At 41.8% G+C, this 24,392-nt stretch carries 23 protein-coding genes; 14 read left to right on the top strand and 9 right to left on the bottom strand.

Annotated features, from left to right (window positions below):
* Positions 1-11: 11 nt before the first annotated feature.
* Complete coding sequence (locus AC2CZC_RS25250) at positions 12-437, bottom strand: GNAT family N-acetyltransferase (RefSeq protein WP_484585111.1); 426 nt, start codon at positions 435-437, stop codon at positions 12-14.
* Positions 438-726: 289 nt separating this feature from the next.
* Here AC2CZC_RS25250 and AC2CZC_RS25245 point away from each other — a divergent pair, with 289 nt between their 5' ends.
* On the top strand, positions 727-2,667 hold the full coding sequence (locus AC2CZC_RS25245) for a RecQ family ATP-dependent DNA helicase (protein WP_484585110.1): 1,941 nt from the start codon (positions 727-729) through the stop codon (positions 2,665-2,667).
* Between the two features lie 70 nt (positions 2,668-2,737).
* Here AC2CZC_RS25245 and AC2CZC_RS25240 read toward each other — a convergent pair whose 3' ends face one another.
* The 3 genes from AC2CZC_RS25240 to AC2CZC_RS25230 all read right to left on the bottom strand — a co-directional run bounded on the left by AC2CZC_RS25240 (position 2,738) and on the right by AC2CZC_RS25230 (position 6,912).
* Positions 2,738-4,753: a TonB-dependent receptor domain-containing protein gene (locus tag AC2CZC_RS25240; protein ID WP_484585109.1), complete on the bottom strand. Its 2,016-nt coding sequence runs from the start codon at positions 4,751-4,753 to the stop codon at positions 2,738-2,740.
* A gap of 139 nt (positions 4,754-4,892) precedes the next feature.
* Positions 4,893-6,230: a HAMP domain-containing sensor histidine kinase gene (locus tag AC2CZC_RS25235; protein ID WP_484585108.1), complete on the bottom strand. Its 1,338-nt coding sequence runs from the start codon at positions 6,228-6,230 to the stop codon at positions 4,893-4,895.
* Positions 6,217-6,912 (bottom strand): response regulator transcription factor, encoded by a 696-nt coding sequence (locus AC2CZC_RS25230; RefSeq protein ID WP_484585107.1) that lies wholly within the window; start codon positions 6,910-6,912, stop codon positions 6,217-6,219. The genes AC2CZC_RS25235 and AC2CZC_RS25230 overlap by 14 nt, the downstream gene beginning before the upstream one ends.
* Positions 6,913-7,153: 241 nt before the next feature.
* Between AC2CZC_RS25230 and AC2CZC_RS25225 the strand changes: the two genes are divergently transcribed.
* From AC2CZC_RS25225 to AC2CZC_RS25210, 4 genes are all read left to right on the top strand, one after another.
* The gene (locus AC2CZC_RS25225; RefSeq protein WP_211035384.1) at positions 7,154-8,260 is read left to right on the top strand and encodes an SGNH/GDSL hydrolase family protein; all 1,107 of its coding nucleotides are present in this window, start codon (positions 7,154-7,156) and stop codon (positions 8,258-8,260) included.
* A gap of 157 nt (positions 8,261-8,417) precedes the next feature.
* Entirely contained in the window at positions 8,418-8,915 is a 498-nt protein-coding gene (locus AC2CZC_RS25220) for an SRPBCC family protein (protein ID WP_484585106.1), read from the top strand.
* Between the two features lie 21 nt (positions 8,916-8,936).
* Positions 8,937-9,791: an AraC family transcriptional regulator gene (locus tag AC2CZC_RS25215; protein WP_484585105.1), complete on the top strand. Its 855-nt coding sequence runs from the start codon at positions 8,937-8,939 to the stop codon at positions 9,789-9,791.
* A gap of 121 nt (positions 9,792-9,912) precedes the next feature.
* Positions 9,913-10,830 carry an SDR family NAD(P)-dependent oxidoreductase gene (locus AC2CZC_RS25210; protein WP_484585104.1) on the top strand — a complete coding sequence of 306 codons (918 nt, stop codon included), beginning with the start codon at positions 9,913-9,915 and terminating at the stop codon, positions 10,828-10,830.
* 298 nt (positions 10,831-11,128) lie between these two features.
* Here the strand turns inward: AC2CZC_RS25210 and AC2CZC_RS25205 are convergent, their stop codons facing one another.
* Both AC2CZC_RS25205 and AC2CZC_RS25200 read right to left on the bottom strand, forming a co-directional pair.
* Positions 11,129-11,743 (bottom strand): hypothetical protein, encoded by a 615-nt coding sequence (locus AC2CZC_RS25205; RefSeq protein WP_211035406.1) that lies wholly within the window; start codon positions 11,741-11,743, stop codon positions 11,129-11,131.
* Positions 11,744-11,870: 127 nt separating this feature from the next.
* The gene (locus AC2CZC_RS25200; RefSeq protein ID WP_211035408.1) at positions 11,871-12,200 is read right to left on the bottom strand and encodes a helix-turn-helix domain-containing protein; all 330 of its coding nucleotides are present in this window, start codon (positions 12,198-12,200) and stop codon (positions 11,871-11,873) included.
* Between the two features lie 165 nt (positions 12,201-12,365).
* Here AC2CZC_RS25200 and AC2CZC_RS25195 point away from each other — a divergent pair, with 165 nt between their 5' ends.
* Positions 12,366-12,686, top strand: a complete 321-nt coding sequence (locus tag AC2CZC_RS25195; protein ID WP_247686792.1) for a helix-turn-helix transcriptional regulator — start codon at positions 12,366-12,368, stop codon at positions 12,684-12,686.
* 229 nt (positions 12,687-12,915) lie between these two features.
* On the opposite strand, the gene AC2CZC_RS25190 is transcribed toward AC2CZC_RS25195, so the two are convergent.
* Together AC2CZC_RS25190 and AC2CZC_RS25185 are read right to left on the bottom strand one after the other, a co-directional pair.
* Positions 12,916-13,371: an NfeD family protein gene (locus AC2CZC_RS25190; protein WP_484585103.1), complete on the bottom strand. Its 456-nt coding sequence runs from the start codon at positions 13,369-13,371 to the stop codon at positions 12,916-12,918.
* Positions 13,372-13,374: 3 nt separating this feature from the next.
* Positions 13,375-14,328: an SPFH domain-containing protein gene (locus tag AC2CZC_RS25185; protein WP_063360469.1), complete on the bottom strand. Its 954-nt coding sequence runs from the start codon at positions 14,326-14,328 to the stop codon at positions 13,375-13,377.
* A gap of 200 nt (positions 14,329-14,528) precedes the next feature.
* Here AC2CZC_RS25185 and AC2CZC_RS25180 point away from each other — a divergent pair, with 200 nt between their 5' ends.
* The gene (locus tag AC2CZC_RS25180) at positions 14,529-15,149 is read left to right on the top strand and encodes a class I SAM-dependent methyltransferase (RefSeq protein WP_484585102.1); all 621 of its coding nucleotides are present in this window, start codon (positions 14,529-14,531) and stop codon (positions 15,147-15,149) included.
* 6 nt (positions 15,150-15,155) lie between these two features.
* Here AC2CZC_RS25180 and nudB read toward each other — a convergent pair whose 3' ends face one another.
* Positions 15,156-15,602 (bottom strand): dihydroneopterin triphosphate diphosphatase, encoded by a 447-nt coding sequence (gene nudB, locus AC2CZC_RS25175; protein WP_484585101.1) that lies wholly within the window; start codon positions 15,600-15,602, stop codon positions 15,156-15,158.
* Between the two features lie 686 nt (positions 15,603-16,288).
* On the opposite strand from nudB, the gene AC2CZC_RS25170 reads away from it, so the two are divergent.
* The 7 genes from AC2CZC_RS25170 (at position 16,289) to AC2CZC_RS25140 (ending at position 24,231) form a co-directional block, all read left to right on the top strand.
* A complete protein-coding gene (locus AC2CZC_RS25170; RefSeq protein ID WP_484585100.1) occupies positions 16,289-17,335 on the top strand; it encodes a tetratricopeptide repeat protein in 1,047 nt (348 codons plus the stop codon).
* A gap of 74 nt (positions 17,336-17,409) precedes the next feature.
* Positions 17,410-19,296 (top strand): M6 family metalloprotease domain-containing protein, encoded by a 1,887-nt coding sequence (locus tag AC2CZC_RS25165; protein WP_484585099.1) that lies wholly within the window; start codon positions 17,410-17,412, stop codon positions 19,294-19,296.
* A gap of 304 nt (positions 19,297-19,600) precedes the next feature.
* The gene (locus AC2CZC_RS25160; protein WP_484585098.1) at positions 19,601-20,614 is read left to right on the top strand and encodes an SDR family oxidoreductase; all 1,014 of its coding nucleotides are present in this window, start codon (positions 19,601-19,603) and stop codon (positions 20,612-20,614) included.
* Position 20,615: 1 nt separating this feature from the next.
* The gene (locus AC2CZC_RS25155) at positions 20,616-21,839 is read left to right on the top strand and encodes an aspartate aminotransferase family protein (protein WP_484585097.1); all 1,224 of its coding nucleotides are present in this window, start codon (positions 20,616-20,618) and stop codon (positions 21,837-21,839) included.
* Positions 21,840-21,848: 9 nt separating this feature from the next.
* Positions 21,849-22,295, top strand: coding sequence for a type II toxin-antitoxin system RatA family toxin (locus AC2CZC_RS25150; RefSeq protein WP_484585096.1), 447 nt, complete (start codon positions 21,849-21,851; stop codon positions 22,293-22,295).
* Positions 22,292-23,407: a hypothetical protein gene (locus AC2CZC_RS25145; protein WP_484585095.1), complete on the top strand. Its 1,116-nt coding sequence runs from the start codon at positions 22,292-22,294 to the stop codon at positions 23,405-23,407. The genes AC2CZC_RS25150 and AC2CZC_RS25145 overlap by 4 nt, the downstream gene beginning before the upstream one ends.
* On the top strand, positions 23,407-24,231 hold the full coding sequence (locus AC2CZC_RS25140; protein WP_484585094.1) for a formyltransferase family protein: 825 nt from the start codon (positions 23,407-23,409) through the stop codon (positions 24,229-24,231). The genes AC2CZC_RS25145 and AC2CZC_RS25140 overlap by 1 nt, the downstream gene beginning before the upstream one ends.
* Positions 24,232-24,392: the final 161 nt, after the last annotated feature.

The raw sequence follows: 24,392 nt of genomic DNA, 5'->3' as shown, positions 1-24,392 counted from the left end.
CAAACAAGGTATTAACGCTTGCTAAATACACTCTGCTGTTTTGCTTGGGTAAAGCCAAGTCTGTTATAAAATTCATGTGTTTCAACACGCTTGTTGTTACACCTAACTCTAAGCTCCACATTAAGTTGTTGAGCATATTGATAAGCTTGCTCAACAAGTAGTTTACCCACCCCTTGTTTCCTGATTTTTGGGTCAACGACTAAACCGCCTATTTCATAAAACATATTAGAGGCTAGTCGGTGCGCTTTAAAGCCGTGAAGCCACCCAGCAATATTTCCACTTACCTCACATACCCAGACATCATCATTGGTTGATTCAAGTAAATATTTCAGCCGCTGCTGAGCTTCGTCAGAGGTTGTACTTGAGTAGCCTAAAAAGCGTGAGAGTTCATTAATCTTATCAGCGTCAGTGATGGTTGCTTGGCGCACGTGTGCCATTAAATACTCCTTATAAAAACATGGGCTTTAATAATGCGTGTTTGGATGTTTTGCGCACAAAATAATAGGCGATTGGAGCAGTGTTGTTCAAATAGAAAGCGATAGATAACACTCATTGTCTGCACGTAGTGCAAAATAAATGAAACTCGTCATATGTGAAGCAAAGGTGCCCCAATAGCTGGTATCATACAGTACATAATTTTCATGGGCGTGAATTAGCATTTGATCTGCTGTTTTGGCTAAATAAGATGGCCAACCCTTATGCTCACACATCACAACGAGACACTTTATGCATCAAGCAGATATACACCAGACGCTAGAACAGTATTTTGGATTTAGTGCTTTTAGGGCTGGGCAAGCACAAACCATTGAGCAATTAATTGGTGGCCAGTCTAGCTTGGCAATATTTCCAACGGGTTCGGGCAAATCCTTGTGCTATCAGCTAACAGCATTACATTTGCCCAATCTCACGTTAGTGGTTTCTCCACTGCTTGCTTTGATGCAAGATCAAATTGAGTTTTTAAATAAAAAGGGGATCCCAGCTGCAAGTTTAGACTCGACGCAAACTTATGAGCAATCACAAAGTGTGATGCAGGGTGTGAGAGATGGCCACATCAAAATTTTGATGGTTTCTGTTGAGCGTTTTAAAAATGAGCGCTTTCGTGGCTTTATAAAGCAAGTGCCCATTTCTATGCTGGTGGTCGATGAGGCGCACTGTATTTCAGAGTGGGGTCATAACTTTAGACCCGATTATTTGAAGTTACCGCAAATTCGCAATGAGCTAAATATCCCTTTGGTTCTGCTATTAACGGCAACCGCAACAAAAAAAGTAAAACGAGATATGGCACATCGATTCGCTATAGATGAGCAGCATATTGTGCAAACCGGGTTTTATCGCGCCAATTTAGATTTGAGTATTCAGGCCTGCACCGAGAGTGAGAAGCTGCCGACGATTTTATCGTTTTTAAGCCAGACACAGGACAGCGGTATAATTTATGTCACATTGCAGCAAACGGCTGAAGAAGTTGCAAAACAGCTACAAGCAGCAGGGCAAGACGCAGTTGCCTACCATGCAGGATTAAAAGATGACGTAAGGCAGCAGATCCAACAGCAATTTATGCACAATGAAAAGCGTATCATCGTGGCCACTATCGCGTTTGGTATGGGGATTGATAAATCAGATATTCGCTTTGTTATTCATTATGATTTACCTAAGTCTATTGAAAACTACAGCCAAGAAATTGGTCGTGCAGGGCGAGATGGACAGCCCTCAACCTGCATCACACTGGCAAATTTAGACGGGGTTTCAACCCTTGAGAACTTTGTGTATGCAGACACGCCTGAGCTTGGCAATATTGAATCACTACTTGATGAAATTCGCACGTCAATGTCGCAAGGGCTTTGGGAAATGCAAGAGCTGAGTGTGTCTAAGGCGACAAACATTCGCCTGCTTGCGCTAAAAACGGCGCTCGTACAACTAGAGTTGTTTGGTGTGCTCGAAGCAAAATATGCATTTTATGCTGATTTTCGTTTTAAATGGCTGCACACAGAAAACAAAGTGCTGAACTCCTTTGACGCAAATCGCCAAGCGTTTATTCAGCAGATAGTTTCAAATACCGACTTTAAAAAAGTGTGGGGAACAGTTGATATGGCCGCTTTGGTCAATCAAGGACTAGAGCGCGGCCGCGTGGTTGCAGCACTGGATTATTTGCATGAGCAGGGCATGATCTTGCTTGAATCTAAGCGTATGATGCAAGTCTACCAAGTGGATGAGACTGCTTTGAACGCCCCAGATCTGGCTAACAAGTTAAGTGATTATTTTTCTGATAAGGAGCTTGGGGAAGTAAAGCGCATTGCAGCCATGCTGCGCTTTTTTGAGTTGCAAAACTGCTTGTCTAATAACCTCGCCAGATATTTTGACGATCAGCAAGTGCCACAAAGCTGTGGGCACTGTAGTGTGTGTCGTGGTAGTTCAGCTTCACTGCAATTTAGTCAAGAGCCGCTTTTCCCAGATGATCAGCAATTAAGAGATGACATCAATGGGTTAAAAAATTATCTCAACCAAGCTGGCATTGAAGCGACAGCGGCAGTACTGGTGCGTTTTTTAACAGGTATGACAACGCCGATGTCGACAGCCAATAAGTTTAGGCAGAGGTCTGGTTTTGGTAGTTGTAGCGCTTTGAGATATAAGCAGGTCGAGAGTAAGCTTTCTCAACTTGGACTGGTTTAATCTGTTTAGAATCGCCTAGCAAGAAAAAAGAGGCCTTGTGGGCCTCTTTGTTCAGCTGACTAGAATTTTATTATAGTTGCCATGTGATGGTGGCACGAATATCACGGCCAGGCTCTGCAACACCTGTGTCAATTGGGCCGATGGCTGCGTAAGTTGCGTGGTCGTAGTAGAACTTATCAAAGACGTTCTTAACGGCGATATCAAGCTTTACGTTTTCGTCATTCGTGATGTACCAAGTCGCTTTTAAATCATGTACACCGTACCCTACTTTTTCAGGCAGCTCTGTGTTATCCCAAACATAGGTACCTGAATCATCCAGTCGCTGAACTAAGCGCGCTTGCCAAGCCAGTTCAAGTGAATCTGTCAGTGAGTAATCTGCACCTAACGTCAGTGTATCACCGACAGAGGTACCGATTGACCAATCTTGATCCGAAATAGCGGAGCCAGCCAGTGCCGGATTAACGTGCGTTTTCCACTCTGGGCGGCTGCTGTTGAACGCTAAAGAGACAGACACACGGTCAAAGCTGTAACGCGCATTGATGTTTAAGCCTCTGTTTTCTAAATCACCGACATTGCTTAAGAAGTTTGCAGGTTGGCTTTCGATGTTTTTTGCAGTAGATACAGCGTCATCAATGGTCGACATAAAGACATCAGCTTGGACAACAAGGTTGTCACCCAGATATTTGAAGCCCACTTCGATGTTTTCAGCCACTTCTTTACGTAGGTTTTCATCGTTGTCATAGTAGCCAAGTACAAATAACTCTTTTACTTTTTGACCACGAACAGCCTTAGCATATCCAGTGTTTACTGATAATTCAGGCGTTAGCTCATAAGTTAGGTTCAGGTTAGGACTAAAGCCGCTTGAGTCAAAGTCAAACCCATTATCATCGGTTAGTTCATATTTGTCGTATCTGACACCCGTACTGATCTGGAATTGATCCGTCACTTGGAAGTAATCTTGGATATATAAACCCAATACTTTGCCTTCTTCTACCCCTGATAGCTCATAGTTAGAACCGACATCTTCCAAAATTGCCTCATCACTTCTGTAGTCGAAGCCTGCAACAATTTTGTGCGTTTCAAATAGCGCCGTATTTTTTAGATCAAATCCTTGTGAGTCATACTCTGCAAAATAGGTATTTTGGACAACAACACCGGCTCTATTTTCACCTTCAGGATGAGCATGCGTGATAGAGTTCTTCGTTTGATATGCAGAAAAAGCGATATCAATGAGGTCATCTTGTGGCGCATAGAAGTAGTTTAATGTACTTGTAGTACGCTCACTTTCTTGTGGTAATGCAAAGTTCTTACGGCTTGGGTGCCAGTGAGCACGAAGTAAACGCGTGCCATCATCATGGCGCACGTCATGGCTTAAGCTAAACGATTGTGTACTGGTCAAGTCACCACTGATTTTTGCAAACCCGACTTCTTGCTCTGATTGTGAGTAAGGGATCTCGTCGCCATTACCGTCTTCCATGTTTTCAGTGTCGCGTTTGATAAGTGACACAAGTGCATCAATGTCATCAGTTACACGGCCATATAGTGTCGAGCTTGCTTTAAAGCCCTCGCTATTGCCGTAATAGCCCAGCTTGAACAATGCGCCAAACTGTTCGTCTGGGGCAAGTAAGTCTGAAGCACTTTTTGTTTTAAATCTCAATGCGCCACCAAGTGCACCCGAACCCGAAGTTGCATCACCCGCACCAGCGACAACATCAACTTGTTTTAAAAGCTCAGGCTCAATAGATAAACGACCTTGGTGGTGAAATAAGTAGCCAGCTTGTAATGCGCCATCAATACTGACATTAAGCATGGTGTCTTCAAGACCACGCACGTAAATTTTCTGTGCGATTGGGTTTGATCCACCTACAGACACTTGTGGTAAAGATCTAAAAATGTCAGATAAGTCGTTGGCTTGTAACTGGGTTAGATCAGTTTGGTCAATGATCATATCGGCGTCAGAGACTTTTCCATGAACTTCGATGATTTCAATCTTTTGCTGTTGATTGTCTGCCAAAGTAGCGGGAGACGCGAAAGTTGCTGCAGCGACAGCAAGGGCGATAGATGTGCGAGAAAAACCAAACTGCATTGGTGTGTTCCTTTATCTTAAATGAAAATAGTTATCAATACGCGTGTATTATTCATGGTTCTGTCCCAAAACAAAGCACTTTTACAACTGTTACATTTACAGTGACAATTGGCATGTAATTGGGACTAAAAAACCAGCGTTAAAGCGCTATGACGATACACAGCCCTGAATCTGAATTGTTTTGCGCGTATATCTGCCCATTGAGCCGCTCCATTTGGCGTTTGCAAAGCGCAAGCCCCAAACCGAAAGAATCGCTATCGGGCTGCGTATGTGAATAGCCGTGGCTACGATAGAAGGGTTTGAAAATATCTGTCAGTTCACCGTCTGACACGCCAGGTCCATCATCAATGATTTGAATGGTGGTGCTTTCGAGGGTCACTAAAATGCTGCTCTTGGCGAAGCGGCTGGCATTTCTTAATACATTTTCAATGACTTGACCAAGCACTCTGGCATCACTATTGAGTGTTTTGGAGTCAGGTAAGTCGAGGTTAATTAGTAAATGAGGGGCTTCGAACTTCACCTCTTCAGCAATACAGTCAATTAAGTCGACCAAATCAAAAGGGGTGTTTTCTGTATCTGTATGTGGGCAGAAGCGTTCATTTTCGAGCCAAGTGAGTGTTAAGGTGTTCTCCGCAAGTTCTCGCATGGTATGGGTGTTTTTGGTCACGCGACTGAGCATATCTTGTTGATCTAATCCTGATTTATGGCATTCCAGCGCGGTTTCAATTCGGGCTATGGGCGTGCGAATTTCATGAGAAAAATCCGCAATAAACTGCCTTTGTGCGCGAATAGTGTTGGCGGTGCAGTTGGCCATTTTGTCAAAAGTGGCTGCAATTTGCTTAAATTCGGCATCGCGACTAGAGATTTTGTCGCCAATACGGCTATCTAAGTCTCCATCGGCAAAAGCGCGGGTACTTTGCTCAAGTTGCTTGAGTGGCTTCATAATGGCGCGATATAGCAACCAGCAAATGCCCGTTAAAACTAAAAATGGCACGCAAAATTGCAGTAAAATATAGGCAATTTGCCAATAATTACCTGGGCGCATATGACTGGGTAACTGGATCAAAAAGTGGGTTTTGTCATCAGCAAATGGAATGTCCATGACAGGGTTACGGGCAAAGTATAAGTGGATTTTCCATCTTACGTCACGACCAAGGGTAAACTCGTCTAGGTAGTACTGCTGAAGCTGTGTGCCTGCCAGTGGCGTCAGTTCGCGCTGTACTACCGCCGCCCAAGTATCATGGTCTCGCTCTATGCTTTTTACATAGGTACTGAGTGCAGCCATGTCACCTGACAAATACAATTGCTCAGCTTGCTTGCCCAGTGCGATAAGTTCTTGCTGATGCTCGACTTTAATTTGGCTCATTCTAAATTCAGTGTGGTTGACCAAGTAATCAATCACGGCAAAGAGCAATAAAGATCCTGCAATAACCAACGCACACAGGCGTAAAAAGTAAGAAGCTCTAAGGTTGAACATGCAAACGATACCCTTTGCCATGCACTGTGGTGATAGACTCTGGGCTGAGCCCAACTGCAACGAGCTTTTTACGCAAGCGGCTTAAGTGCATATCTAAACTGCGGTCATATCGGCTGAACTGACGTTCAAGCACGCTTTGATATAAAAATGCTTTACTGAGTGTCTCTTTATGGTTGTGTGCTAACTGCCATAACAATTTAAATTGAATAGTGGTGATGTCTAGGGGCTCTGTGTTATACGCAGCAAGCTGTTTTTGTCTGTCTAAATGTAGGTCAGACAACGTAATTTCAAAGGGCGTTTGTGCTTGTGTGTGGCTAGCATGAACACGTCGTAAAATCGCTTCAATACGCAATACTAGCTCATCAAGGTTAAAGGGCTTAGATAAATAATCATCCGCTCCTAGGCTTAAGCCTTTTATACGCTCTTGCTCAGCACCACAGGCGGATAAAATCAAGACAGGCGTGTGTTTAATTTTTCTTAACTGGGCCAAAATTTCATAGCCTTCCATGCTCGGCAAGCGAATATCTAAGATAATGAGGTCGTAATCCACCGCGAGTGCTTGGCTAAGTCCTTGTTCTCCATCATGAAGACAGTCGACCTGATATCCTCGGTTATTAAGTAGGGCGCAAACTTGCTGGTTGAGAGTAATGTCGTCTTCTACGACTAAAATACGGTTGTTCACAGATCTGTGTCTTCTAAAATGAGAATGATTGTATTTTAAGATTATTGCACTTGTGCATACAATAGTGACTAGGTCGAATTGTGAACAGATGTTTGCTGTATGAGTTTTTTTCAAATGAAATAGGCTGTATTTGAGGGTGGTACTTAATGCGTGACTAATTTGGCGGGCACTGTGTGCATTGCATGTTGATATGTAGTGTTGAAATACAGTCTCGGATACAAACTAAATTAAGGAATGACACATGTTAAGGTTAATATCTATTAAGTTATCACTGTTGGTGGCTTTTCTCAGTTGTAGCAGCGCGCTGCTGTCTAGCACCGCGTTTGCAAAAAGCTATCAAGCGACGCACCATGCCATTGTTTATGAAGGGCGAGTAAGCAAGCATTATAGTAAAGGTCAGGTTGAGTTTAACTGGCCGGGCACGCAACTCAAAACCAAGTTAGTCGGCAAATCACTGAAGGTGACATTAGCAGGTTATGGCGACCAGTTTGATGTATTGGTGGATGGTCAGCTACATAAAAAAATTGTGACCAATGCAAATGGCAATTTTGAAGAGCATGTTGTTTTTACGCAGCAAGAAGCCAACAAGGTCGAGATTGAAATCGTCAAACGCTGGGAAAATTATGGTAACAATACCAAAATACTCAGCTTTTCAACGGATGGCCGTTTAGAGGGAATTTGGCAGCAGCAACCGCATATTTTATTTGTCGGAGACTCTATCAGTGCTGGTTTTGGCAGTGAATCCACAAAACGCCAGTGTACTTGGCAGGAGATAGTTGATAGCAGCAATGCCAGAGTGGCTTTTCCTTATTTGACTGCATCCATGCTTGAAGCCAGCTTCACACAAGTATCATACTCAGGGTTGGGCTTAATTCGCAATTGGAGCGGTAACGACCCACACCATGACCTACGTACTTATCTAGACAAAGCCTCTGCGGTATTTGGTGATAATAAGGCTTATGAAGATACACATCCTGATTTGGTTGTAATTGAGGTGGGCACGAACGATTTCAGTACAGATCCCCAGCCTCATGAACCGTGGGCAACTATTGAGGAAGTCAAAGCCGACTGGATCTCTACCATGGTCGAGTTCGTCAATAAGGTACGTTATCGCTATCCGAACGCACCCATTATATTTATGCCAAGACCCGCTTATCCCTATGACTTCATCATTCCTGCGACATTAGAGGCAAAAGCCAAGCTTGAAGAGCAGGGGATTGATAAGTTGTATTCGCACACTTTTTCATCGCCATTAGAGGGGTGTATTTGGCATCCGACTGAGGCTGAGCACACTGATATCGCGAATAAACTGTCTGCGTTTATCAACTCGAATGACTTGTTAGATTAAAGACGATTTAATGCAATTTTACATAAGCCTACCTGTTGCATAGCGGGTAGGTTTTTTGTTTTTGCTATTTTAGCGAGTCGATACAGCAAGAAATATCAAAAAAACACAGTCGGTATTTTTTAAAGTACACCTATCAACGCAACACACAGGTGCACTTATGAAAGTAACTAAAAAAATCATCATTAATAAATCCGCAGAGCAAGTTTGGCATTTGATTGCCCATGAGTTTGATAAAGCCCACTTATGGATGGGACCTATTCCTAACTCTGTGGCAATGGGTCGTGGCAATAGTAAAACAGGTGCACCGATGGAAGGGCGTATATGTGATTTAAACGCCGATCCTAATGGCGCGAAAGTGAAAGAAGTTATCACCGACTTTAATGAGCAAAATAAGCAATTGGCATTTGATGTGTTGCCCGTAAACAACCCTAAAGTTGTGCCAATTAAGCAAAACCATGTATCCATGACTGTGCGTGCACTTGGTCCGAACCAAGCAGAAGTAATTTGGGTTGCTTCCCCTGAGCTTAAATTATTTGCTTATCCATTTTATCCGTTGTTAAGGCTGGTATTTCCGGTGGCGTTTGGCAAACTACTCAAAGGTCTTAAAGCGTATGCTGAGTCACATGTGCTCAAAGCAAATACGGCACAAGCGTAATTATTATTAACGAGGTATGAGATGGACCGATTTTTTAAAAGTATTGAGTACATAGAAGCACATCTATATGACAAGATCAGTGTGCATGAAATAGCGACGTCCGCTCATTATTCAACTTACCATTACAGTAGGGTGTTTAAAGCTTTGGTTGGAGATACACCAAAAGAGTATTTACGTAAAAGGCGTTTAACGCTTGCTGCAAAACGATTACTCACAGACGATGTCGGTATTTTAGACTTGGCAATAGAGTGCCAGTTTGAATCACAAGAGGCATTTACCCGTGCGTTTAAGGCCTTATTTAATATGACGCCAGCGCAGTATCGCAAAATAAATGAGCCGTTTAGATTGTTGTATAAAAAGCCGGTAAGCCAAGATGACCTCGCTTTTTTACAAAACAACTTAAGTATGGAGCCTGAGATAATCGAGCAAGCTGCGATGAAAATTGTCGGTATTGCCACTCAATATGATGATGGAGACTTAAGCCTACCTAAGCTATGGTCAGGGTTTAGACCCTATCGGGATAAAATCCCTAATCGTGTTGGCAGTGACTTTTTTGGTATTTATGAAAATTATGAAGAGTCGGAAGAGGTAACTCGGTTTGTTTATATTTGCTCAGCACAAGTTGAAAACTTTGATGATGTCCCTGAGGGATTGATAACCCGAGAGCTTGCAGCACAAACCTACGCGCGCTTCACTCACATAGGGCCGATTGCAAAATTGGAAGAAACCTTGCGTTATATTTGGGGCAGTTGGTTGCCTAAAAGTAAGTATGAGTATGCCGATAAGCCCGACTTTGAATTACTGCCAGCAAATTTCAATGATGCAGATCCAAACAACAAGATTTACTTGAATATTCCAATAAAACCCAAAGCCTGATTTATCAGGCTTTTTTTATGCCTGAATTTTAAATACAGCAAAAAATATCAAAAGTGCTTTTCGCACTTCATTTAATCTAGCCACATTGAATTTTGACGTTCTTAAATGAAAAGGGTTTATTATGATTAAGCGTGTTTTAATTACAGGTGCAAACGCAGGCTTAGGTAAAGAAGCGGCTTTACAGCTTGCAGCACGCCCAGAGGTCGAAGTGGTTTATTTAGGCTGTCGAAATAAACACAAAGCTGCTGCTGCGCAACAAGAACTTGAGCAAATCACAGGGCGGAATATCTTTGAGTTGCTCGAAATAGACGTTAGTGATATCGCTTCTGTTGAGCGTGCTGTACACGATTTACCGCAAAGTGTAGATGCGCTTATCATGAACGCTGGTGGCACAGGGGGTAAGCGTTTTTCAGCAATTAATAGTGCTGGCGTGACAGAGATCTTCGCGGTGAATTTACTCGGTCATAGCGTACTAACAGAAAAACTTTTAAAGTGTGGCAAGCTGACACAAGTCGCCGTTTATGCAGGCTCTGAGGCTGCGAGAGGAGTCCCCGAAATGGGCATGCCCAGACCTAACTTAAGCACTTCATCTGTTGAAGAGTTTATGCGTATCTGTGATGGCTCTGCATTTGCAAAAAACCAAGATGCCACAGCCCATTATGGCCCAATCAAATACATGGGCGCGCTGTGGATGTCGGCAATAGCGAGGCGCCATCCTCATGTTAGGTTTGTAACCATGAGCCCAGGTGCGACCAAAGGCACTGAAGGGTTTAACACACTCCCGTTTTTTAAACAGTATGCAATGAAAGGCATGATGCAAGTCATGTTGTGGCTTGGCAAAGTACACCGAGTTGAGACAGGCGCTGCGCGGTACTTGACGGCCTTATTTGATGAGAATTTAGAGTCAGGCCGGTTTTACGCCAGTAAAAAAGGACTAACCGGCGCGCTCAGTGCTCAGCATCATATGTTTGCAGATTTAGATAACCCACAGTTTCAAGACAATACGCTACTGGCGATAGAGCGCTTTGCTATTAAATAAAAACGCCCACAATAAGCGGGCGATGTGCTGGTGATTATTTGGCTGGGAGTATTTGCCAATGCGCTGCTGTTTAGGGCTAGAGCCTTTGCCGAGGTATGTACCTGCACAGATCTGTGTAAGTAGCTTTTTGTCATTAATTAGCTGTTTTTTAGCTTTATTTTGGCGTCTTGCATAGTTAGTCTTTTATGAAGGCGCAAAAGCTGCGCCTTTGAAGTGGATTATTCGGTAAACTTAATGTGATGCCATTCTCTATTAAAATAATCATCGACTAAGAAATAAAATAAGAGCTAATCGTGTTTTAGTTAGCTTCATTCTTTTCAACCGAGGGTGCTCCTTCTGAGCGGTGAGCATATACACTGGCGAACAAACAGATACCAGCCAAGCCAATTAAAATAGATTTGTACACTCCTATGTTGTAATACATATGTGTAATATCCCAAAGGTGCTTTACTTGCTCTTCAGGAAAGCCCAGCCTATCTAAATTACGTATGAAGTTTTCACCTAATGCGTATAAGTCTACAAAGAGGTAAAGCATAAACACATAAAATAAGCTGTTTGCCATATCAAATAGCTTTGGCTCTTCTCTTGAAAAATAAATAGCAGAATTTCTACAGTATAAACAGAGGCATATATCGAATAAGATTGAAGTGGACAAATACCAGATGTTTTCCGTAAAGCCTGTATACTGCCCGTAAACAAAGTTATCCAGCAGGCTAGCTGCTATAAGCTCCATTAGCGTAAATATTAAAATATACAGAATGAATACACTCATTTTTGGCAAATGGGTCGTTTTGAAAAAAGCAAAAGCCAAACAGGCTATAAATATGATTGCTTCATAAGTTGGCGATTTCATATTGTAAATTGCAAAAGCAACCACGATAAAGATAAGCAATAACTTGGTAAATGGTTTCACTCAACCCCCTTGGAAATCATCTGGAATAATCGTTACTGACGGGTAGTCAATGGGTACGCTTTGCTGTCTAGGCCCAGAGCCTATACCTGGGTTTCTTCCAGCACAAACCTGTTTTAGCTGACTTTTATTATTGATCAGGTGTTTGTGTTTTATTTTCATGTTTTTCATCAGAGGCCTCTAGTTCGGGTTTTTTTTCGATACAAGCGTTATTGTATTTTCCAGCAACTCCAGCCATGGAGGCCAAAAAACCGTACACATCTATCTTACACCCATTGTGTAATTTAGTTAACACGCTTTGAGGAAACTCAGACGTCCCATTAAGGTAGTTATTCATTGTACTGCGTGACACGCCCGCTTTTTTACAGCCTTTTGAAACAGAGCCTTGTTTTGCAATGAGTTCTTTCCTTACAAAGTGCCTCAGCTTTTCCCCGAATTTAAACGGGTCAATTTCATCCATAACTTAAACGCCACTTTAATAATTAAATACATATTAACTTTATGTATTTGTTTTATCAACAAGTGTTGGGTGTGGTACTTACGAGTAAGTTGTCCAGATTCTGGAACACGGGTTCTGTTAAATTATGTTTATTCATTATTTTATAAGGTTTGAAAGGAAATCATCATGACCCTTGAATATGTTATTGAATCTAACACCAAAACGAATAAAAGCTTTGTACACAATAGACCTGTTAGGCAAATGCGTGTTTCACAGTTTAAAAACAACATGCAAAAGTCAATTCGCCGATTGAGAAAAAGTAAAAAATTAACGCAAAGGCAGTTAGGTAATATTTTGGGTGTTGATCAGGCGACTATCAGCAATTTTGAGAGTGGCAAAACGGTTATGACATTAGATCTTGCATATGAGCTTATTCTCGTTTTTGGCTGTGATTTTTATATTGAGTGTGATTTATCTGGGATTATGAGTTTACCCAAAGCGAGTTAGCAATATATTAAATCATGTCTAAATAGAACTGTGAAAATAATTTATAAAGAATAAGTGCTTGAGATAATTAATGGTCGGCGTCTTGTTGTGGCTAGAGCATCATGTGTTTACGGATTTAGATAACCCAGAGTTTAAAGACAATGCGCTACTGGCGATTGAACGCTTTACTGTTAAATAGAACGCCCACAATGAGTGGGCGATGTGTTTAGCGTTATTCAGTAGAGTCGTATCATTCAGCAGGTGCGACCCAAAGAACACCTACAGATTTTTCGACGACTTTTACTTGTACGCCTTTTTCGATTTCCGTTTTACTTTTTAATTGCCATTGAATGCCTGAGTATTGATAAAAGACTGGGCTTTCATTATTCAGGTCTTGCTCTAGCGTAAAACTAATATCTGCAAAATCACTGTCTACTTTTTTGCTATCTTGTTGTGACTGCATTGCTTTGAGTGGTTTCCATAACACACCAGCAAGCAAGGCTGTCAGCACACCATTGATCCATGCGGCGTTTAATAAACTGGGCTCAACGAGGCCAAAGTACATGAATACGCCACTGGTGATGAGGGACAAACCTAAGAAAAACAGCACAAAGGTTGCAAACCCCAATACAATGACTTCAATGCAAAGTGCAACTAGGCCAAATATTATCAGTGCTTGGGGCAGATTGTCGGTTATAAACGTCATAACTTACCCATTTTTCTTGCTATTTAATGTGTTAATTATAGACATTCCCTGCGCTACAAGAGAGCTTGCGTCAGTGCCGTTGTCAGGGAGCAGTACAACTGAAGACTCTTTTGCGATGGCTTCTTTCGCAGAGATTGCTTTGGTGGCTAAGTCGAGTTGAATCGCTTTTTGGCCTTCTTCAGTATTGGCTGCCTCACCGACTTTTTTAAGTGCATCGGCTTGTGCTTCTGCGACGGCAATGATGGCTTTGGCTTCACCTTCTGCTTTGAGAATTTGCTCGGCTTTTTCAGCTTCTGCGGCTAATACTTGTGCTTGTTTTTTACCCTCAGCAACATTGATTTCGGCTTGACGGTCGCCTTCAGACTCTAAAATCTGCGCGCGCTTAACACGCTCTGCTTTCATTTGCGCTTCCATGGCTTCCATCACTGAATTTGGCGGCACAATATCTTTGATTTCATAACGAAGGACTTGAATACCCCAGGGTTCTGAGGCCGCATTGATGGCTGTTACAATATTGGTATTGAGCATGTCACGTTCTTCAAACGTTTTATCCAGTTCCATTTTACCTAGCTCACTACGCATGGTTGTTTGTGCTAATTGCGTCACCGCAAAAACATAATCATCAACGCCGTACGTTGCTTTATATGGATCAAGCACTCTGAAGTAAAGTACCCCATCCACTACGAGTGAGATGTTGTCGCGGGTGATCGCTGATTGAGAAGGTACATCGGTCGCTTGCTCTTTCAAGCTTCTATCGGCAGCAACTTGATCGATAAAAGGGATAATAAAATTTAAACCGGCTTCTTTGGTTGATTGATATTTACCAAAACGCTCAATTATCCAAGCGCGATTTTGCGGTACAAATTTAATTGAACCTTTTAAGATAAAAATGACAAAAATCAGCAGTACTGCTTCGATGGTGAACAAAAAGTTCAGTATTGTCGTGACTGGATCCATAAAGTTACATTCCTTATTAATAGTCTTATCTATACCATAACACGATGTCGGTAAGAGTTAAATTTAACTGTTTAGGCTGATGTAGTTATACTTATTTTTCTGCAGAAAATAACAAGTGTACGCGCTTTTTTGTCATTATTTTGTTATAAAAATTACCTATCCTAGATACTACAGTAGAACATTATTTTGAGGTATCGACATTGACCGCGCAGTACTACGAGCAGAATGCACTTAAGTTAGCCAAACTCTATCAGTCAGACAGTTTCGAATCATTGCATGCAAATTGGTTAACTCATCTAACGCCTTATCTTAACCAGCAAAAGTTACAATTTCTGGATATTGGCGCTGGTGCGGGCAGGGATGCAAAATTCATAGTCGAACAGAGCCAAGGCGCCGAAGTTGTTGCAGTAGAACCCGTCAGTTCAATCAATAGGTTAGGTCAAGCTTACACGAGAGATTTACCCATTGTATGGCTTAGAGATGAGTTGCCATGCCTATACGAGGTAAAAAAGAAATTTGAAGCATTTGATGTGATTTTGGTCAGCTCAGTTTTTAACTATTTAGATGATAGCGCTTGTGTTCAAGCACTTTTAACAATTCGACAGTTGCTTAAACCTCAAGGGTTATTGATAGTGAAACTAAGGCACTGTAATGACAGTGCGCATCTGAAAGAGCGTGGGTTGACGAATATAGACATCGACACATTATCTATCATGGCGCACAGTGCAGATCTCGAGTTAGAGCTCACCACCGATCAAGAGGCGGATGCGCAAGGTCGTGTGCATACAAGGTGGCAAACTCTACTATTTAAGCCTATTTAATGATGATTAGGCTGATAAAGCATTTTTGATAGCAAGGATTTCTTTTTTGTTACTCGCCGACCATACCTTGTTGGCTGCGCTTTGTTGGTTTAGCCAAATATAGTCAGTGTGCTCTTCATCACACAAGGTGACTTGTACATCATTCGGGACGCAAACACTAAACACATGTTCTGAGTTTATTTTGGCGTTACTTTCATAGCGGTGTCGCCATTGAGGCCTGATCTCATACTGATTAATCGTGTTATGTTGCTTAATTTTGATGCCCAAAGCATGCGCGTCTATGCCGGTTTCTTCTTTTAATTCTCGATATGCTGTTGTGAGCGGCTCTTCCCCTCTGTCTATACCGCCTGTTACAGACTGCCAAAAATCAGGGTCATCTTTTCTTTGTAAAATTAAAAATTGCTTACTTTGATTGTAAATAACGACAAGGACAGATAACGGTTGACGTAACATTATATTTTCCATAGGTGTAAGTACCAATTTATTATACCAAGTGATACGTACAAGCGTGAACTTTCGGGCATCTTACCTATAAAAAAGACAAAAAAAAGGCAGGCCAAACGCCTGCCCAATCTCCAATAGCAATAAACTTTGCCAAGGAAATACCCAATAAACCAACATCCTTATCAGTAAGCTCTACTTCTCGGGAGTTCTAGGAGCCACTTAATTAAGTGGTGTCTCCAAAGGAACAACTTCATCCTACATGGATGTATTTAAAATGTAAACTGTTTTGGCGTTAAAAATCGTATTTGTGTTAATTTTGTATATTTTGTTTATAAATTTTGCACTTTTATGCGTTTATTCATATGGTCATTAAAAAGCCAATAATTACAGGCGAGTATATATTAAGGCTGAAGAGCTATTGTATTTTTCCCTTCAATAGGTAAATTTTGCATTTTATTAAAGCTATGATTTCTAGATGTTTTTATTTTTTCCATACAAGTGTAGTTTGTTTTTTAGTTTTGATTTGTTAAATAATTGTTTTTACAACCTGGTTCTGCTGGTTTGAATATCTAACTTATTGGATCTTGACTGGCATTCAGAGAAGCGCTGCATAACTGGGTAAATTTTTAACTTAACTTGGATTTCGTTATGTTCTATACCATGCTTAGACGGGACTGAAATAAAATACTGGCATTATGTTTATAGCATTTTGGTTATCTGTGGTTGTTGTGATGTCGCCGAGCGAAATGTTCATGACCCTCAATCAATTAAAAGAACTCAATAGCAAGAATCCGCAGCACGCCGCACAAGTTTTTAGTACTGTAAAATCAAGGTTGCCTAAAAAGCCAAGCCGAGGACTACTCGAATTATACCTTGTTGGCTTAGAGGCGGGAGTCCGAGTGGAAGATGCTGATATTGTCCAGCATATTGTGACTGTGCTTGAAAGTGACCAGTGGAAAGAGACGGTTGAGGGGGCTGAACTTGATATTGCAACCGCTGTCGCCATTTATCACAGGCGAATTCACGATTATGCCTATGCAGAGATCTTAAACGAGTGTGCTATATCTTATGCTGCTGATCCAAAAGAGTTTGCCAGAGTGGCGAATAACATGGCTGTGGTGTATCGATACAGTGGGCAGCCAGAAAAAGCGCAAAATATTTTGAATGAATCCCTGATGCTCGCTGAAGATAGGGAAATTGTTGCCAACATAAAAAATAACTTGGGCAATATTTATTTTGATCAAAAGAAATATCGTCATGCTCAACTTATGTATATTCGAGCATTTCGTTATCATTCAGAAGTCGGGCAATCGGGTTATGCGGCTGGTACCGGGCTTAACTTGTTAAATACCCAAATATTTTTAGGCGACTGGCCGAGCTTTGAACGCTACCGCGCATCTGTTGCGTTAGAAGTGAAGCAGAGCGGGCAAGATATGTTTAAGTTTTTTTTCATGTGGCAAACTTATCTCAATGAGCACCTGAATTATGATACTCCTTTATCTGAAAAGAAAGTCTCAACGTTAATTGATACAATCCCACTATTGCTTAAGAGTGAACTAGGGACGTCTTTAGCTTATTATTCGAGTTTATTTCAAAACGACAGATTGCACGGCACACTTCTAAATCAACTTGAAAAAACACCAGATATCAAGTCAGTACAAGAGCCCAATGGCACTCGAGTTAAGCTGGAAAGACTTTGCACGACTAGAATAATTGCAAAAAATCACTATTTCAATCGTTAATATAAATTGTCATTGGTTAAATTTTGATTAATAATTTAGTTTCCTATTTCGGAAAATATGTAAAGGAAACTATAATGAAGTTAATTAAACACGTAGCGATATTGTCATCTTTAATCGCTCCCACCTTATCTTACGCCGCGATTCCATACCACAATGAGACATATCAATATACTCAACCAAATGGAGAGGTTGTATCCATTACTCTACATGGCAACACCTACTATGCAGAGCAAAGAGCACATGATGGTAGGTTAGTTGTTTACGATAAAAGCTTAGGTGGTTTGTCGTATGCGTTAGTAAATAAAGCAGGCACTGATATTGAGTCACTCGGTATTCTTGTATCTGATAAAGGACATATTGGTGAACAGGTTGCACACTTTGACATCACCACACAGGCTGGCTTATCTACACAAGCCATTCAAAATTTGGTTATTCAAAAGCAAGGTGAGTTATTACCCGCGATTGAAAGCCCGCTTTTATTGAGTACACAAAGTGCCAACGTTGAAACTCAAGTAACTGGTCAGATCAAAGGGTTAACCATTATTATTGATTTTCCTGATGAGCGCGGAAGCATCACGAAATCTCAGGTTGAACGCTTTTTGAATGATCAAAACTACACCGAATTTGGCAATGCCCAATCTGTTCGAGGTTACTTTCTTGAGGTATCTGACAACAAGTTAGATTACACTAATACAGTTACTGCATATTACACTGCGAAAAAAAATAAAGCCTATTATGCAGACTCAAGTTTAAGTTCGACTGTACGCTCTCAAGAGTTGATTAAAGAAGCGCTAGATTGGCTTGAATATCAACAGGGGTTTGATTTTTCAACCTTGTCTACCAATAGCAGTAATCAGATCCGCGGCCTCAATATTTTTTACGCGGGTAATTCAGATAGCTCGTGGTCAAAAGGGCTTTGGCCGCATATGGCTAGGTTGAGTCCAAGATTTTGTGCCGATGGCGTGTGTACTGACCGATACCAAATTACGGATATGCGTGCCAGTTTATCAATAGGTACATTTGTGCATGAGTCAGGGCACTTGATCACTAATTGGCCTGATCTATACGATTATGATGGCAGCTCGCATGGCTCTGTTGCTAGTTATGGTGTTATGGGATTTGGTGCCATTGGCACAACGAATAAATTTAAACCGACCCCGCCTGTTGCACATTTCAGAGCAATAGCTGGATGGGATACAGTGACTGAGTTAAACCCTGCGGTCGATCAGTATGCGCCAAAAGGGGTGCTTACGCATACCTCAGGTGCGCATACATCCTATAAATGGACCAATCCAAGTAATCGTAACGAGGCATTTTATATCGAAGCTATCCACCAATCAGGTCAAAACTCTGAACAGCCCGGTCAGGGATTAGCGATATGGCATGTCGATTCGAGAGGAAGCAACTCTAATGAGTGGTACCCTTATATCCAAATGGAACATGCTGATGGCAATCGTGACCCTGAGAATAAGCGCAATAGAGGTGACGGTACCGACCTATTTATAGCAAATGGGGAGTTTAGTAAATTATATCCAAACAGTTTATCTTCAAAAGGGACTAATTCACTTTGGTGGAATGGCTCTGATTCAGGGCTCTCTATTTCTGGTATCTCAGATCCAGCTAAAACCATTTCGTTTACCGTTGAATCGTCTGTTGTTGAGCCGCCTAAAGGTGAAACTTATCGCGGGACGCTTAGCAATAAAGCACAGCAAATTCAACCTAATGGTAGTTGGTTTCAATATGCTGGTGGCACTATATCCCTTGATTTAACAGGCCCAAGCAATGCTGATTTTGACTTGAAACTTGAGCGCTGGCAAGGTGGGGGATGGACACAAGTATCCATTTCAGAAACGCCTACATCAGTTGAGTCAATTTCGTATAATGCTGCAAATGGATATTATCGCATAGTCGTGTATTCATATTCAGGTGCAGGTGATTACACTTTAATTGTTAATAAGTAATGCCTTAGTGTAAAAGCTCACAATCACAAGTGGATCAGATGCTTAGCATGGGGTCCACTTTGTAAATCCTCATCAACAAAAACTTTTCATCAATATTTTGTGCACATTTCCCTGTTAAATCTCTCTTACATCACCGCAACGCGCTGTTTTATTTGCAGTGATAGATATAAACGAATCTCGCAAGTTAAAATTTAGTAAAATATTTGTTTGATCTGAAATTGAAAATCATTATCATTATTACCTGTAAAGGGGACTTTGCAGTATATAGCGTGCTTTTTACACACAAAATGATTAAGGAGTAATTATGTCTCGTAGATTTTTATTGACTGGCGCGACTGGGGTCGTGGGGCTCTCAATGATAGAGCTTTTATCACCAAATGATGAGATTGTTATTCTAGTAAATCAACGATCTTTTAATGAATTGCCTCAAGGGGTAAGTCAGCAAATTCAGGGTGATATCCGTAAAGCCAATTTTGGCTTAAATGATGAGCAAATAGCTCAACTTGAAGGTATAGATTGTATCGTGCACAGCGCGGCACTAACAGACTTTACCGCCGATCCAGATGTGTTAGCTGGGATAAATGTGGCGGGTCTTAAACACGCCATCCAGCTGTCTGAGCAGTTAAACGTACCGCTTATCCATATAAGCACTGCTTTTGTAAAAGGTCGAAATGGTCATGATTTTAATAATTATGAGCAAAGCAAACGCGAAGCAGAAGCTTGCCTCAGTGACAACATCACGGTTGTTCGTCCATCTGTGATCATTGGCGACAGCGCACAGGGTTTGATGCCTAAAAAGCAAGGGCTACATAACATGCTTAAACTTGCCACCAAGGAAGTTATCCCGATAGTCCCTGGAGATGCGAACACATTGGTTGATGTGATCCCCCGCGATATTGTTGCTAAATGTATTTTGACGATAGTGGATAAAAAGTTATCGGGTGAGTTTTGGTTAACTGCGGGCACCTTGGCTAAAACATTAGGCGACTTGCTTACACTAGGTGAGGATGATGATATCACATCACGTTATGATGTGCGTTTCAAAGCGCCTAAGCTAATGAGCCCAACCACCTTTGAGAGGTTGGTTAAACCCGTATTTATGCCGGCACTGCCAAAACGCTTCAAACGTATGTTTGAAGAAACCTCCATTTATTTAAAATATCTTGATATGTCAGAAGGTTTTCAATCTGATGTACCGCATCTAGCTGAGGTTGCAGGCGAGTGTTACAACTATGATGTACGCCATACACTGGCTAAAAACTTGGTTGCATATGATCATCAACACCCTTTGATCACTGAGCTTTCGGGAGCGCAGTGACGTGAGAGAGGAAACACTCGAACTACTTAAGGCGCACAGTAACCGCTCAAAAGCACGTTTATCTAGCATGATGAGCTTGCCCATAGAGCAAAGTGCTCATTGTGCTGAAATTATCGATGAAAATGGCAAAACTTATTTAGACTTTGGTGGGTTTGGGGTCTTTATTTTGGGACACAAACATCCTCAAGTCGTGGCGGCGGTCAAATCGCAAATAGATGTTATGCCAATGAGTTCACGCACGCTTGTGAGCCCAAATTTGGCTTCAGCCAGTAAAAAACTGGTAGATATTTGTCCTGAGCCTATCCAATATGCCTTTTTCACTAACTCTGGTGCGGAATCCACAGAGCTGGGACTGAAGCTCGCCAGAGCGAATGGGTGTAAACATATTATTGCCGTAACGGGCAGTTATCATGGAAAGTCACTAGGTGCTTTGTCGGTAACACACCGCGATGAATTTCGCACGCCATTTGCGCCATTGTTTGACAATGTTGAGTTTGTCGAGCGAGACAATGTTGCGGCACTAAAAGCGGCGTTTGCTAAACACAAAGAGCCTGTTGCTTTTATTGCTGAGCCTGTTCAAGGTGAAGGCGGTGTTTATGCCCTGAGTTATGAATTTTTGCATACTGCCAAGCAGTTATGTGATCAATCAAAAGGTCTATTTATCTGTGATGAAATCCAGTCTGGGCTCGCTCGCACTGGCAGTATGTGGGCTATTGATAAACACAACATAGTGCCGGATGTCATGCTGGTTGGCAAAGGCCTCAGTGGTGGCGTCGTGCCGTGCGCAGCTGTGGTTGCTACAGAAGCTGCTTTTGCACCGTTAAACAAAGATTTTATGCTGCATTCAAGTACCTTTGGCGGCTCTCCGATTGCGTTGGCTGCGGCCGAAGCGACGATTGATGTGTTGCTTAAAGATCAAATTGCAGAACGAGCATCCAAGATAGGTCAAAACATTGTAACCAAATTAAAAAGCATTGCGGCGGCACACAACCACAGTGATTCGCAGCAAATCATTGTGCGCGGTGAGGGGCTTTTGATCGGGATTGATGTTGGTAGTCCTGCTCGTGCAGGCCAGCTCACTTTGTCACTTTTACATCACAACATCCTGACGAGCCACTCATTAAGTAATGCGTCTACGGTGCGCTTAACCCCGTGTGCTTTTTTAACTGACGAGCAGTTAACACAGCTATATACCGCGTTTGAAAACGCAATTGACAAGATTTAAGGAAATACCATGAGAGACGTAAGATATACCCAAACAGTTAATGCATCGGCGGTAGAAGCATTTGAGAAAATTGCTGACTTCAAATCATTTGAAAGTCATTGTCAGGCGGTGATCTCTGTTGATGTGACTGAGATTAACGAGACTGAGTCTGAGTCAACTTGGTTGGTGCATTTTCACGATGGAAAAATGTCGTGGCGCGAACGCGATATTTTCAACAAAAGTGACTTAAAGATTGAATTTACGCAAATAGAAGGGGATGCAGATATCTTTGAAGGGTTCTGGTCTATTGAAGCCCTTTCAGAAGGTCAATGCACAGTAACATTTGATGCGCGTTTTTGCATGGGGATCCCGACGCTTGCGGATATTTTAGAGCCAATTGCGGAATCTGCTATCAAGCAAAATGTTGAGCAAATGTTGAGCGAGTTATTCGCCAGCCAGCAAGAGGCCGTTGCATGAGTACATTCCAAAACGCGCAGCATTTGCTGCGCGATACGTTGCCAGAATTGGCAAATTATTTGGCCGAAACTCCCTTTGAAGCGCTAGAAGATGAGAAAAGCCAAGCCATCAATATATTCAGAGACACAGGTGGTGCACCTACTTTGGTGAAGCAAAAGTATGGTGGAAAAGGTCTGGATGCTTGGCAAGCCGTGCAATTGCAAATGGCCATTGGTGGCGCATCACCATCGTTAGCAATTGCTGTTGGCATGCATCAGTTTTCGATTGCGACTTTGCAAGAAATGGCGAAAGTGGGTAATGGATTGGAGTCTTTGATGTTAGAAGGGATCTCTCGTTCAAACTTACTGGTGTCTTCTGCTTTTAGTGAAGGGCAAATAGGTAAAAGTATATTAAAAAGCTCAATTGTCGCCAAAGAAGTGGACAAAGGTTATGTGATTTCAGGCGTAAAAAAACCGTGTAGTTTAGCTCACTGCATGGATTTATTGACTGCCAGTGTGCAAGTTGAACCTAAAGACGGTGAGCCTTACTTTGCCGTTGCCATGATCCACAAAGCATGCGAGGGGATCTCGGTTGAAAAGTTTTGGCAAGCACCTTTTTTACAAGCGAGCCAAAGTGAAGCTGTCGTTTTAGAAAACGTGTTTGTGCCGCATTCAATGTTAGTGAATGTAGATGAAAAGTCTGCTTATCAGTCACATGTTGCCGGTTTTGTGTGGTTTGAACTCATCACCTGCGCGTCATATTTAGGCATGGTGTGTGGTTTAGTTGAGCGTGCTTGTGAGCTTGGCAGATTGCAAGGTACAGATAAGGCACAGGCTCATATTCAATTAGAAGCATGTGCATTATCGTTAAAAGCAATCGCTGCAGACATGAATGAGCAAACGCAAGACACGTTGGCACAAGTATTAAGTGTGCGCTATCACTTGCAGGACGTATTAGCGAATGTAACGCAAAGTACGCTGAGTTTAGTTGGGGGAATTAACTACATTAACAATGGATACTTTGCGACGATTGCGCAGGTAGTACATGCATTCAATTTTCACCCACCTGCCAAGCATGCCATGTATGGACCTTTGAATCAGTACTTCGATGGTCAAGAGTTGGAGATGGTGTAATGCGTATAGCGCTGTGCAATATTGAAAATATGGCAACACAACCAGCCATTCTGCAGGTGTTAGAGAGGCACAAGGATGAGATAAAACTGGTCATCACCAGTGATCCGTACTCTAAAAAAAATGGCGGATTTTTAGCGCAAGCGTATAAAAATATGCGCTTTAGAGGGTATGGATTCACAGAGTATCTTTTTGTAAAAATGGTATTTTTATCCCTGATACGCCCGTTGTTGAAATGCTTTGGTGTGGATGTGTTGCCCAGTATTGAACAGCGCTGTAATGAGTTGGGTATTAAGTATATCAAGGTGAAAGATATTAACTCAGCTGGTGTGGTTGAGCTTGTTAAAAACCAACATATTGATTTGCTGAGTATTTACTATTTTGACCAAATTTTACATGACGAGGTCATTAATTCTGCAACACAAGGTGTGGTTAATTTTCACCCTGCATATTTGCCAAAATGCCGAGGTTTGTTCCCGATCATGTTTAGCTATCTTTATAACGAAGAAAATTATGGTATTTCTGCACATTGGGTTGAAAATAAAGAGATTGATGCCGGGCCTGTGATCGCTCAAAGTGCGATAAAGGTGAATGGTGCGACATGTTTATTGGAGATAGATAGACAAGTGAGTAACAGCTTTCCGGCTTTATACGCGCAAGTATTAGAGTTGTTGAAGTGCCAACAAATGGAGGCGAAGGTTCAATCTCAGCAAAGTAGTTACTTTTCATATCCGACACGAATACATTTGCGAGAGCTGAAAACGACTTTGCCTTTGATAAAGTGGCGATGGGTTCTTCGCAATATGGGTAAGAAAAGTACACAATGAGTGGGTTTACAGAGACTTATATGAAAATAAAGTTGAAATTTTTTTAGTATGCCTAGTATAAAAATCAAACAAGGGTACAATGAATACGGCTTTAGATAATTTATTCTAATTTCTGTTGTACGACAACATTGGATGAGCGGGCCTTATAGTCCGCTCTAGGT

Source organism: Pseudoalteromonas sp. MMG033 (assembly GCF_057197785.1).
The sequence above is the reverse complement of the archived record's forward strand: the minus strand, read 5'-3'. Positions and strand labels throughout refer to the sequence as shown.